Raw genomic sequence first — 11,859 nt, 5'->3', positions numbered from 1 at the left:
CGAAAGAATGGATTACCCCGGCAATATCTTCGTGGTCGCCGCGCCCAGCGGCGCGGGCAAGTCGAGCCTGGTCAAGGCGCTCATGGAACTCGACTCGGCCGTCCAGCCCTCGGTTTCCCACACCACGCGCTCGCCGCGCGGGCAGGAAAAGCACGGTCGCGAGTACTTTTTCGCCTCTCCCACCGAGTTCGACGCAATGATCGCGGCGGACGGTTTCGTGGAATGGGCGCATGTGCACGGCCACCGCTACGGCACCTCCAAAAAGGCCATCGAGGAACGGATTGCCCAGGGGGCGGACGTGATCCTCGAAATCGACTTCCAGGGCGCGCTGCAGATCCGCAAGACCTTCGCCAACGCGGTGATGATCTTCATCCTGCCGCCAAGCTGGGAAGAATTGCGCTCCCGGCTCGAACGGCGCGGCGAAGACAGTGCTTCGGTGATCGAACTGCGCCTGAAAAACGCCGCGGAAGAGATGGCCAGGGCCGGGGAATTCGACTTCGTTATAATCAACGAGTTATTTGAGCGCGCGCTTTTCGATCTCAAGGCGATCGTCCACGCTCAGCGGCTTCGGTACTCCGCACAGCGCCGTGCACGTGCCGACACTTTCGCCGCACTGAACATCCCCTGATTTCCCGCTCACCGACCGAAAGATTCTCATCATGGCCCGCATCACCGTCGAAGATTGCCTGCTTCAGATCCCGAACCGCTTCCAGCTCGTCTTGGCCGCCACGTACCGTGCGCGCATGCTGAGCCAAGGCCACGCGCCCAAGATCGAAAGCAAGAACAAGCCCGCCGTGACCGCCCTGCGCGAAATCGCCGAAGGCAAGATCGGCATCGAAATGCTCAAGAAGGTGCCGGGCTGATCTGACGCAGCCCTGCAACGAAAAGGCACCGCAAAGCGGTGCTTTTTTTATGCTTGGACGCGTCCATAGAGCGGTCACGCTAAAGTGGTAGCCATGAGCGCGGTCGCCAAACATCAGTCCCATGCCCCCTCGGGCACGCCGAAGCCAAGTCCGGCGGCGCTGAACGCGGCTGCCGCAAGCTTTGCCGCCTTGACGGCGCGCCTCGACTACCTGAGCCCCGAAGATACCGAGCTGGTCCGCCGCGCCTACCGCTTTGCCGACGAAGCCCACCTGGGCCAGCTGCGCAACAGCGGCGAGCCGTACATCACGCACCCCATCGCCGTGGCGGCGCAATGCGCCGAATGGAAGCTCGATGCACAGGCGCTGATGGCCGCCCTGCTTCACGATGCGATCGAAGACTGCGGCGTCACCAAACCCGAACTGATCGAACGCTTCGGCGCCCCGGTCGCCGAACTGGTCGACGGACTCACCAAGCTCGACAAGCTGCAGTTCAACACCCGCGAAGAAAACCAGGCCGAATCCTTCCGCAAGATGCTGCTGGCCATGGCGCGTGACGTGCGCGTCATTCTGGTCAAGCTGGCCGATCGCACGCACAACATGCGCACGCTGGCCGATGCGCCGCGTGAAAAATGGGCCCGCATCTCCCGCGAAACGCTCGAGATCTATGCGCCCATCGCGCATCGGCTCGGGTTGAATCAAACGTACCGCGAGCTGCAGGAGCTGTCGTTCCGGCATCTCAAGCCGTGGCGCTACGCCACCCTCTCCAAGGCCGTGGCCAAGGCGCGCGGGCGACGCCGCGACCTGATCCAGAAGGTACAAAAAGAGGTCGAGACCGCCTTCTCGGCCGCCGGCATGACGCTGCGGATCGCTGGGCGCGAGAAAACGCTCTATTCCATCTACCGCAAGATGGAAGAAAAGCACCTGAGCTTTGCCCAGGTGACCGACATCTACGGCTTTCGCCTGATCGTGCCGAACGTGATCGCCTGCTACACCGGGCTTGGCATCCTTCACCAGATGTACAAGCCGCTGCCAGGCAAGTTCAAGGACCACATCGCGATCGCCAAGCTCAACGGCTACCAGTCGCTGCACACCACGCTGGTGGGCCCGGCCGGCGTGAGCGTCGAATTCCAGCTGCGGACCGAGGCGATGCACGTGGTGGCCGAATCGGGTGTGGCGGCGCACTGGCTCTACAAGGCCGCCGAGCCGAACGCGGCGAGCAACGACAGGCTGGGCACCAAGTGGCTGCAGTCGCTGCTCGACATCCAGGACGAGACACGCGACGCCGCCGAGTTCTGGGACCACGTCAAGGTCGACCTGTTTCCCGACGCGGTGTATGTCTTCACGCCCAAGAGCCAGATCATGGCGCTGCCGCGTGGCGCCACGGTGGTCGACTTTGCCTACGCGATCCACAGCAACATCGGCGATCACACCTCGGCCGCGCGCATCAATGGCGACCAGGTGCCGCTGCGCACCGAGCTGAAGAACGGTGACGTGGTCGAAGTGATCACGGCGCCGGTGTCGACTCCCAACCCTGCTTGGCTCGGGTTCGTTCGCACCGGCCGCGCGCGCTCCAAGATCCGCCATTACCTGAAGACCCTGGCCCACGCGGAATCCGAAGGCCTGGGCGAAAAACTGCTGGCGCAGGCGCTGCGCGCCGAAGGCCTCGGCAAGCTGCCCGAGGAAGACGAAGAGCACCAGGCACTGTGGGAAAAGCTGCTGCGCTTCACCGGCAACCGCACCCGTTCCGAATTGCTGACCGACATCGGCCTGGGCAAGCGCATCGCGAGCATCGTGGCCAAGCGGCTGATGGCGCTGCTTTCCGAACTGGGTGAACGGCCCGACGCGTTGCTGTTAAGCCGCGAACGCTTCATCTCGCACGAGACCGTGTCGCAAGGCGCGGTCACGCTCGATGGCAGCGAGAACTCGTCGGTCCGCTTTGCACTGTGCTGCCGCCCCATTCCGGGCGACCAGATCGTCGGCTACCTCGGGCACGGTGAAGGCTTGGTAGTTCACACCGAAGATTGCGGCGTGGGCCAGCGCCTGCGCAACAAGGACAGCGAGCGCTTCTTCGCCGTCGAGTGGGCGGACGAACCCACGCGTGCCTTCGAAACCGGTGTGGTGATCACCGTGCGCAACGACAAGGGCGTGCTGGCACGGGTTGCTGCCACGCTGGCCGATGCGGAAGCCGACATCACGCATGTCGAGATGGCGGACGAGACCCCTCAGGATTCGACCGACCTGCGCTTCGTGATCGCCGTGCGCGACCGTGCGCATCTCGATGCCGTGCTGCGGGCCGCGCGGCGAACCACGTCGGTGCTGACCGCCGCAAGGACCGTTCCCGCCCCTTGAGATGGCAGGGCCGCGGCGCGCTCGCTGCTAGGCGGCGGCCGGACGCGGCGCCGGATAGCTCACCGAAAGAATTTCGACTTCGTGCGCCCCACCCGGGGTCACCAGCTTGACCACGTCGCCTTCGCGCGACTTGAGCAGTGCTCGCGCGATGGGCGAGATCCAGCTGACCTGCGACTTGGCGCTCTGCGCCTCGTCGATGCCAAGGATCGTGACGCTTCGCTCGTCGCCGCTCTCATCGATATAGCGAACGGTGGCGCCGAAGAAAACCTGGTCGCGGCCGTGATGCACCGAGGGGTCCGTGACTTCGGCAATCTCGAGCCGCTTGGTGAGAAATCGGATGCGCCGGTCGATCTCGCGCAAGCGTTTCTTGCCGTAGAGGTAGTCGCCGTTTTCAGAGCGATCCCCGTTCTTGGCCGCCCAGTGAACCGCCTCGACCACTTTCGGGCGTTCTTCGTCCATCAACTGCAGCAATTCGTCGCGCAGTCGCGCGTAACCCTCTGGCGTGATGTAGTTTTTGCTGCCTGCGGGCAGCGCAGGCAAGGCACCGCCGGAGCCGTCGTCGTCATCTCCGTCGGTGTCGGTTTCCTTGGTGAATGCCTTGCTCAACGCAGAACCCTCCAAATGAAAAAAGCCCGCAACTTTCGTTGCGGGCTTTCCTTGTAGTGGTGCGGCTGGCAGGAATTGAACCCACGACCCCTTGGTTCGTAGCCAAGTACTCTATCCAACTGAGCTACAGCCGCACAGCTTGCAATTATAGCCTGTTTTTTCTACCCTTTCGGACTTACGTGATCCGGGGCGAAAAAGCGCGTTGACGGCGGGTTCCGCTGCCGCAGCGCCACGTGCCTCGCGCAACGCACACGATCTCCCCTCCATCGGCACTGCATTCAAGCCGTGCGCCAAGCAGGATCCGAGCGTACTGATCGGCAGCAAGGGGACCACATGGAGGCGCCATGAAAGTCAACGCGTTCGATGAAGGATTGGAACACCGCCACATCCTGCCTTACGACCCTGCGTACGCCAGCGTGTTCGCGCAAGTGCAGCGGTACGTTCACGAAAATCTCGAGAGCGTGGCGCTCATTCATATCGGGAGCACCGCCATTCATGGGCTGCGGGGCAAGCCCATGGTGGACATTGCCGCCATCACGCGCGAACAGAATCTGCGCGCAACGCAAACGGAATTCGAGAGACTTGGATTTCACCGACGTGCCGTCTGGGTCGACAGGGATGAGAAGCCCTATGTCTGCGGCTGCGTTCAACACAACGGACGCAACTACAACATCAATATCCACATCTGCCATCACGGCGATCCGGTCCACAAGGACTCCCTGGCGTTCATGGACATCCTCCAGCGACGCCCAGACCTGCGCAGGAGGTACGAGGAAGCCAAGGACCGCGCGCACATGATCGATCCGGTCAACCCGGAGGTCTACAACCTGGAAAAAGAGGCCGTGATCAAGGAGATACACGCGCAGATTGGACTGAGCTGACGGAGCGAAAGCGCAGGGGCCAGCCCATAGGGCAGATCGTCGCCTCGCGCGTACGAGCATCTCAATGTCGGCGATGGCCGTTCTCGAGCCCGGCCCAACGCCCGTAAGAGATGCCAAAAGGCGAGCCCAAAAGAAAATGGACCAGAAGGCATAAACCTTCTGGTCCATTCGAGAGTGGTGCGGCTGGCAGGAATTGAACCCACGACCCCTTGGTTCGTAGCCAAGTACTCTATCCAACTGAGCTACAGCCGCGAAGCCTTCGATTATAGCCTGCTTGTCAGCGTGAATCTGCCTTCGCCCCGAGAACTCCGATTGACCCTGCCGTATTCGGCCCGGCCAACTGCGTCAATCCCGATCGATTGATGCCCAAGCTACGGGGCAGCAAAAAGCCCACTACCAATCTTGGTAGCGGGCTTTCTCTATAGGGACATGGTAGGCCGTGATGGGCTTGAACCATCGACCAACGGATTATGAGTCCGCTGCTCTAACCAACTGAGCTAACGGCCCACGCGGGCACGATTCTATTCGTGCCGCACCACCCGCCCGCTTACTTGCGATGGCTCAGCGCATTGCCGATCAGCCGCGACGTGATGTCGACGATCTGGATCATGCGCTCGTAGGGCATCCGCGTCGGCCCGATCACGCCGAGGGTGCCGACCACCTGCCCATCGACCTCGTAGTTCGCGCTGACGATGGAAAGTTCTTCGAACGGCACCACCTGGCTCTCGCCACCAATGAAGATGCGCACGCCTTCGGCCTTGCTCGACACATCGAGCAGGCGCATGAGCTGCGCCTTCTGCTCGAAGAGCTCGAAAGCACGGCGCAACTGCCCCATGTCGCTGGAAAAATCGCTCACGGAGAGCAGATTGCGCTCGCCGGAAATCACGACGTCGTCTTCCTGCGCCTCCGTCAACACCTCGGAACTGACCTGCACCGCCGCCTGCATGAGCGCAGCGATCTCGCCACGCAGCTTCTCGACCTCGGACTGCAGCCGGTCGCGCACCTGCTCGATGGTCAGCCCCGCATAGTGGGCGTTGATGTAGTTCGAGGCCTCGACGAGCTGCGACTGTGAATAGTCGGCCTCCGGGAAGATCACCCGGTTCTGCACGTCACCGTCGGGCGAGACGATGATCACCAGCAGTCGGTTTTCCGACAGCCGCAAGAATTCGATCTGCTTGAACACCGATGCGCGCCGCGGTGCCATCACCACGCCCACGAACTGCGAGAGGTTCGACAGCAGGTGCGCCGCGTTGGCAATCACCTTCTGCGGCTGGTCGGGCGCCAGGCTCGGCGCGCTCATCTGCTCGCGCTCCGCGGTCAGCATGGTGTCGACGAAGAGGCGGTAGCCGCGATGCGTCGGGATGCGGCCCGCCGAGGTGTGCGGGCTGGCGATCAGCCCCAGCGCCTCGAGGTCCGACATGACGTTGCGGATGGTCGCCGGCGACAGGTCCAGCCCCGACGAACGCGACAACGTGCGCGACCCGACGGGTTGCCCGTCGGCGATGTAGCGCTCGACGAGCGTCTTGAGCAGCAACTTGGCACGGTCGTCCAGCATTGCAAGATTTTAGTGTTGTACGTTGAGAAATTTGGGAAACGGCTGCGCATAGCTTAGCCCGCCCGACAGGTTCGCAGCCCGCCCCAACCACGGCGCGCCACACCGCCCCGCACCAGCGCAGACCGCACAGCCGTGGTCGATACGCCGAACATCAGCGCAATCTCAGCCAGCGTAAACCCCGAGCCGTACAGCAACGCCGCCACCTCAGCGTCATCGCCGTCGACAAGCGCGGCTCGGCCGAACTGAACACCCCGCGCCCTCGCCGCGACCCTGCCAGCTTGGCAACGTTCACGAATGATCGCCCGCTCAAGCTGGGCCACAGCACCGAGGATCTGCAACACGAACTCCCCCATCGCAGACGAGGTATCGATTGGCTCAGTGAGCGATTTCACGGCACATCCGGCGCGCTTAAGCCGGTCCAGCAGCTGCAGCAAATCCTTCAAGCTGCGCGCCAACCGATCGAGTTTGTAGACCACCAACGTGTAGCCCGGTTGCAGCGCATCGAGCGCCCGATGCAGCTCTGGACGCGGCCCCACACCGCTTGTTTTCTCCGAGTAGATGCGCTGCACACCAGCCCCACGCAGAGCATCAAGCTGCATCCTCGTTTCCTGCTCGCTAGTCGAAACTCGCGCATAGCCTACAAGCATCGAACTCCCCTCAAACAATCTACTGAACATGGGTGTATTTGGCCTCGCGCGCGAGGAAGCCAACACGCTGACATTCGCCACCCCGGGTAAAGCAAAATCGCGACTCCGGAGAGGAAGAAACCATGCCCGTTGACCAACAAACTCAAAAATTTGTCGAGCACATCGAGATGCTCGGCATGCGCATCTTCATTGCCGAAATCGTATGGACGGTCATCGGAACCGCCATCTTCTTCGGCCTGCTCTACCTGACCCTGCGCTACGCAATCCGAGACGGACTGCGCGATGCACAACGGTCTGATCGACGCACCGCCGCACCACGCGAACGAGACCGCATCGCAGCACCCGACATGAGAGCGGACTAGCAAGCTGCCCCCGGAGGCTCTGCCTCTGTGCAGAGGTAATAGCTGTCCTTGAAGCGCCCAATCCGGTGATCAACAACGCGCTCCCCGTCCTCGCACCAAAAGCACATCGTGATGAGATCGCGCAGCGACATGCGCACCAGCCGCTCGACCACCGAAACAGGCACGGCGACCCCCTGCGAATGGCTGTAGCGCTGCTTGCCCTCGGGCACCATTTCGTAGTGCTTGGTGATGTACTTCGCGACGTACGCCGCCATCTTGGCCAAGCTGTTGCGCGCCTTCTTTGCACCTGGGCCCTTGCCGCCGATGAAGCACATGCCGTTGTCCTTGCCAACGATGGCCCGCCACACCATCGTGCCGACCTGCCAGCCCTTGACCTTGAACGTTTTCCACTCGCCGTTGGGCATGCGCTTCTTCACGTCGACGTGATCCGGCAGACGGTGGATCGCCGCATGGACATGCCACGCGCCGCGTTTCTGAGGCTCGTAACCCGCGCAATAGCCGAAGCCGGGGATCAGGTCACCCATGCGCCGAAACCAGCGCCTAGCGTCTTCCTTGGCCCTGCGTTCGTCCGTTTGGTTCTCGCGGTAGGTCAACGTTGCCAGCTCGCTAAAGCCATTGGCCTTGATGAAGCGCCGGCACATGGTCTTTGCGCGTCGAGCAGCACGCAGAGCGTTCTTTTCTTTGCGCTCGGCTTCGTCGGCCTCAGCCCACTCTGCCCGCTTTGCATCGTCGGCCAGATGCGACCAGTCGGGAGCGGGGCCAACCTCCGTCCACTCGACCACAGGCCGAGCAGAAATCTCTCGGTGACCGTTGCATTCCCACACCCTGACATCGAAGCAGTCAGGCAAGGTTTTGCCTTTGTAGGCGATCCCATCCACAATGCGTTCCATCGCTGTTTCCCTTTGACAAGGCAGTGATCACGACCCGGGCGGCTGGCAGGCTGCGCCGGGTCTTTCTTTTGGCCCAACGGGCCGGGGGTCTCAGCGAACGCTGCGTAGGCATTCGTAGAGAAGTGTCTTAGTAATAAATTAAGGCCGCGCTGCGCGCGGCCTCGGTCCTCGTACCTCGGCCCTTCGACCGCTACAGCGCGTGCCGAATCGCATCCGCGACCACACACCACCGACAGGAGCCCGCAGCCGCGGGCGTTTGCTTGGCCGGCCAGAGAGCACGCAGGGGCACGTAAACCACCCAGCACCAGAGACGAGACGCCTTCGCCACGAGGGCTACGGCGGTTTTGCTTTGCAGTAGCGCGAGCGCTGGCGCAGGGGCACGTAAGCAGCATCCCGCGTGCCGGCAGATCGTCGTAGGCGTAGATCACTGGCCGCCTGGCTGAAACGACCACTTCGAGCCGGGTTGCACGCGCGGCTGTGCGGGCGGCGCAGCGGCTGCAAGGGCCGTAGGCGCGCCGGGAGACTTAGGGCCACCCTCGATCAGGATTGCGGCTGGAGGCGCTGCAACGGCCGTTTCCATGGCTTGGCGGGGTGCTGGCGCGGGCTCGATCATCTTTCGATCACCCTCGGCCTGAAACGCAAGGAAGGCGCCTTGCGCCACCAGCTGACGGCACATGGCCAGATCCACCGGGTATGGCGTGGCGTCCTGCGTGTAGCACTTGCAGCCAACCGACTTCATTTCGACGCAGGCGGCCGGCACCGGCACTCGCTTTGGCTCTGTCAACTTGTCATAGGCCGGTGCCGTGTGCATCAGGCCGGCGATGCGCGGCTGATACGACGCGATGTATTCGGCCTGTGTCATCGGCTTGCGCTCCGAGGCGTTCGCGTTCGAGCCCATGCCGAACGAGCCCGAGCCTGCAGCGTCACCAGTCTGCGAGACCTTCGCCGGCTCCTTCGGGCGCAGCTTGTCGTAGGCGTAGTACAGCATCAACGGCACCACGATGACGCACCCAGCGACGATGAACACCTGCTTCGGAATGCGCACCTTCGCCGTATGCAGCGATGCACTCTCGTACCAGCTGTAGACATGCTCCGGATGTGACCGTGTGCTGCCCTGCGCGTTCTTGCCCGAGCCGTCTTTCTCGCACTGCGGGTTGACGGCGTCCCACTGGAGGATGCGGGTGGACTTCGTGCCGCCGAAGATGCGCTTGTAATGCTGGTGATAGCCGGGTGCACCGATGAGCCGCCGCACGAACTCATCGATGTTCATGGGGTGCTGTGTCAGCAGAAAGAAATCGAAGCCCCGCGCACGATGCTCGGCCAACATCTGAACATGCTCCGGCACAGGCGCTGACGGTGCGCGCTTGGGCAGGTCCTTGTGGCATTCGTCCGCGAGGATGATCGCGTTGTTCGGCAGCTGGAGCCATTCCTTGAACTCGATGCCGACCCAGCCGAACTCCTCGGTAATGATGGCATTGGGCTTGAAACGGTCCTTGACGTAGTAGACCTCGCGCCCCTCTGCCACCTGCATCTTGCGCACGTCTTCCAGCGTGAACAGCGTCTTGCACGAGCCATTGGCTCCAGTTCGAAGGTAGAGCATTTACTTCTGCACCCAGCGCTTGAACGTGTCGCCCTGGACACCGTTGATGACTGCCTTCGCCAGCATCGCAGAGAAGACGATGTTGATGGACTGCCCGACCTTCAGCATGGTCAGCATGCCAACGACCTCAGGCCCGAGGCCGAGGATGGCACTGATCGCCTGCGATTTGGCCCACCCGATGGTGGTGTTGATGCCGCTATACGTCACGACGCCAATGCCGAGCGCGACCAGCACACGGCCGGCCATAGAGCCAACCAGCTGGAGCAAAAGCGTGCCGAGAGCGAGAAGGATTGCGGGCATGTCAGCGCCTCAGGATGATCACGCCGGCCAGCAGGAAGCTACAAGCCAGCATGAGATTGCCGAGCAACGGGAAGCCATCGCACCAGCGGGAAAACGGAATGGTCACCGGGGACAGGCCCATCACGTTGATCGTCTTGTCGCCAATGCACATGGCCGCGCCGCCGAGTGCATCTGAGGTATCGATGGCGCCGCTACTGATCGACACCTTGTCGTTGTTGGGGTTGTCGCCGGTCCGATTGCCAGTCTTGATGCGCTCAGTCTTCGCAAGCGTTGTCTCACCGTCATCCGGGTTGACCTTGCAGTTCTGGCGGAAGGTTTCAGCAGCCATTGCATTGATCACCGCATCGTCGCTAACAGCGATAAACCCCGAAGCACACGTCCCACCAAAGGATGTGGGCGTGCCCTCGCCCTGCCCCTGACAAACCTTGTTGCCCTTGTTCTCGCCCTTGGTGCAAAAACCGGACTGGTCAGAAGTCGTCGTGGTGGTCTCGCAGGTCTCCAAGCCATCCGTACCCTTGCTGCACACACGAGTGTCTTTCTCGCATTTCACGCCGTTGCAACGCGTAGTCTCATCTGTGCGCGTGGTGGATCCGTCCGGGTTCTTTTTCTCGGTGGTCTCTTTGCCATCCTTGGGCACATCGGACCCAACAGGCGCGCAGATCCGCGACCCGTTGAAATCGCCAGCAGCCTGCCCCGGAGGACACGGCGCAGGGGCTGCCTCGCCGGGTGCTGGCTTAGGTAGCGGGTTCTTATCAGGCGTAGGCGTGGAGCCTGCCGGATCACTGCCACTTCCGCCCGTCCCATTGCATGAAGACGCTCGATTCCCTGTATACACAGCATCCCCCTGTGAGACCCATTTGCCGGAGCCCTTTGGGTCCTCCCAGCTCAACGCCTTGTACGCAGTCGCCGTGCATTTGCCACCGCCAAGGTCATTCCAGCCATCACAGAACGTGAACGAATCTTGAGTGCCATTCCAATTCTTCGATCCAGCCGGCTTACCAGCAAGCTGCGCGCACTCGTCAGGCTTCGGGACACACGACGTATGCGTGGGGTCCTCAATGAAACCCGTACTGCACTGGCACTGTGTCCCGGAAGGGGTGCTGTTAGCGGGACACTGTGGCGCCCCCGCGTAATAGCGATTGCCATCCGAGAAAGTACCAGAGGGCTTGCCGTCCAAGAACTGCGCAACGGTCGCGGACCCAAAACCGGGCGATGTCACCGCGCACGACGTCAGCGAGAAGGTATAGCGAGGGTTAGTGAACTGAGCCTGCAGCGCAACCACGTACGCAGCACATGCCGCCTCCATCGACGGATATTGCTGCGACGGGGATGCCGTACGGACCCAGTAGCCCGGCGCATTGCCCATGGGGATCATCGCGTGCACCGCGCCAGCGACGAAGAACAAGACAGCCGCAATCAGTCGTTGAAGATGAGCCATAGGGCACCGAGAAGAGCGACGAGGTAGTAAATGCCCATGACGTGGACCCTTTGCGCAGCGCCCGACTGGACGCTCTGAAAAGGGCAGCAGGGGCGTCCCCCCGCTGCGCTAGGCAACATCAGCCGCCGATGGCGCGACGGATGTAGCCGAAGCCCTTGATGGCTGCGTCGATGAGCAGCTTGGCGTTGCCCACCACTGCCACCAGCACGCCGAGAGCAGCGATGGCCGCAGCGATGGTGGTGGCGTCCGGCTGGCCGTCGCCGGCAGCGAATGCACCACCGGTCAGGCCCACGAGGCCGAGACCGAGGACAGCGCCCTTCAGGTTGATCGCTTGCAGGCGGGCGAAGAGTTGCAGTTTGTTCATGATT

Annotated in this window: 13 protein-coding genes and 3 tRNA genes; 5 read left to right on the top strand and 11 right to left on the bottom strand. The window is 62.3% G+C overall.

Annotated features, from left to right (window positions below; all coding sequences use genetic code 11):
- The first annotated feature begins 7 nt into the window (after window positions 1-7).
- From gmk to BLQ28_RS06205, 3 genes are all read left to right on the top strand, one after another.
- Window positions 8-628 carry a guanylate kinase gene (gene gmk / locus BLQ28_RS06215; RefSeq protein ID WP_007835873.1) on the top strand — a complete coding sequence of 207 codons (621 nt, stop codon included), beginning with the start codon at window positions 8-10 and terminating at the stop codon, window positions 626-628.
- 31 nt (window positions 629-659) lie between these two features.
- On the top strand, window positions 660-863 hold the full coding sequence (rpoZ, locus tag BLQ28_RS06210) for a DNA-directed RNA polymerase subunit omega (RefSeq protein WP_021009011.1): 204 nt from the start codon (window positions 660-662) through the stop codon (window positions 861-863).
- Between the two features lie 93 nt (window positions 864-956).
- Complete coding sequence (locus BLQ28_RS06205; RefSeq protein WP_093237771.1) at window positions 957-3,212, top strand: RelA/SpoT family protein; 2,256 nt, start codon at window positions 957-959, stop codon at window positions 3,210-3,212.
- 27 nt (window positions 3,213-3,239) lie between these two features.
- Here the strand turns inward: BLQ28_RS06205 and greB are convergent, their stop codons facing one another.
- Both greB and BLQ28_RS06195 read right to left on the bottom strand, forming a co-directional pair.
- Window positions 3,240-3,818 (bottom strand): transcription elongation factor GreB, encoded by a 579-nt coding sequence (gene greB / locus BLQ28_RS06200; RefSeq protein ID WP_093237770.1) that lies wholly within the window; start codon window positions 3,816-3,818, stop codon window positions 3,240-3,242.
- 57 nt (window positions 3,819-3,875) lie between these two features.
- Window positions 3,876-3,952, bottom strand: a tRNA-Arg gene (locus tag BLQ28_RS06195).
- Window positions 3,953-4,162: 210 nt separating this feature from the next.
- On the opposite strand from BLQ28_RS06195, the gene BLQ28_RS06190 reads away from it, so the two are divergent.
- Complete coding sequence (locus BLQ28_RS06190) at window positions 4,163-4,699, top strand: GrpB family protein (protein WP_093237768.1); 537 nt, start codon at window positions 4,163-4,165, stop codon at window positions 4,697-4,699.
- Window positions 4,700-4,874: 175 nt separating this feature from the next.
- Here the strand turns inward: BLQ28_RS06190 and BLQ28_RS06185 are convergent.
- The 4 genes from BLQ28_RS06185 to BLQ28_RS06170 all read right to left on the bottom strand — a co-directional run bounded on the left by BLQ28_RS06185 (window position 4,875) and on the right by BLQ28_RS06170 (window position 6,853).
- Window positions 4,875-4,951, bottom strand: a tRNA-Arg gene (locus BLQ28_RS06185).
- A 178-nt stretch (window positions 4,952-5,129) separates the two neighbouring features.
- Window positions 5,130-5,206, bottom strand: a tRNA-Ile gene (locus BLQ28_RS06180).
- A 40-nt stretch (window positions 5,207-5,246) separates the two neighbouring features.
- Window positions 5,247-6,254: a heat-inducible transcriptional repressor HrcA gene (gene hrcA / locus BLQ28_RS06175; RefSeq protein WP_093237766.1), complete on the bottom strand. Its 1,008-nt coding sequence runs from the start codon at window positions 6,252-6,254 to the stop codon at window positions 5,247-5,249.
- 53 nt (window positions 6,255-6,307) lie between these two features.
- A complete protein-coding gene (locus BLQ28_RS06170) occupies window positions 6,308-6,853 on the bottom strand; it encodes a recombinase family protein (RefSeq protein ID WP_371126576.1) in 546 nt (181 codons plus the stop codon).
- Between the two features lie 170 nt (window positions 6,854-7,023).
- Here BLQ28_RS06170 and BLQ28_RS06165 point away from each other — a divergent pair, with 170 nt between their 5' ends.
- Window positions 7,024-7,263 (top strand): hypothetical protein, encoded by a 240-nt coding sequence (locus BLQ28_RS06165; RefSeq protein WP_093237765.1) that lies wholly within the window; start codon window positions 7,024-7,026, stop codon window positions 7,261-7,263.
- On the opposite strand, the gene BLQ28_RS06160 is transcribed toward BLQ28_RS06165, so the two are convergent.
- The 5 genes from BLQ28_RS06160 to BLQ28_RS32915 all read right to left on the bottom strand — a co-directional run.
- Entirely contained in the window at window positions 7,260-8,153 is an 894-nt protein-coding gene (locus BLQ28_RS06160) for a rolling circle replication-associated protein (protein WP_143012434.1), read from the bottom strand. The two genes, BLQ28_RS06165 and BLQ28_RS06160, sit on opposite strands and share 4 nt — an antisense overlap.
- 424 nt (window positions 8,154-8,577) lie before the next feature.
- The gene (locus BLQ28_RS06155) at window positions 8,578-9,753 is read right to left on the bottom strand and encodes a zonular occludens toxin domain-containing protein (protein ID WP_093237762.1); all 1,176 of its coding nucleotides are present in this window, start codon (window positions 9,751-9,753) and stop codon (window positions 8,578-8,580) included.
- On the bottom strand, window positions 9,754-10,053 hold the full coding sequence (locus tag BLQ28_RS06150) for a DUF2523 domain-containing protein (protein ID WP_093237760.1): 300 nt from the start codon (window positions 10,051-10,053) through the stop codon (window positions 9,754-9,756).
- 1 nt (window position 10,054) lies between these two features.
- Window positions 10,055-10,690 (bottom strand): virulence factor TspB C-terminal domain-related protein, encoded by a 636-nt coding sequence (locus BLQ28_RS32510; RefSeq protein ID WP_143012433.1) that lies wholly within the window; start codon window positions 10,688-10,690, stop codon window positions 10,055-10,057.
- A gap of 919 nt (window positions 10,691-11,609) precedes the next feature.
- Window positions 11,610-11,859: major capsid protein (locus tag BLQ28_RS32915; protein WP_176801032.1), on the bottom strand; the 250-nt coding region annotated here is incomplete at its 5' end.

The sequence above is a fragment of the Variovorax sp. EL159 genome (genome assembly GCF_900100965.1).
Taxonomy (GTDB): domain Bacteria; phylum Pseudomonadota; class Gammaproteobacteria; order Burkholderiales; family Burkholderiaceae_C; genus Variovorax.
This window is presented reverse-complemented; position numbering and strand designations above follow the sequence as displayed.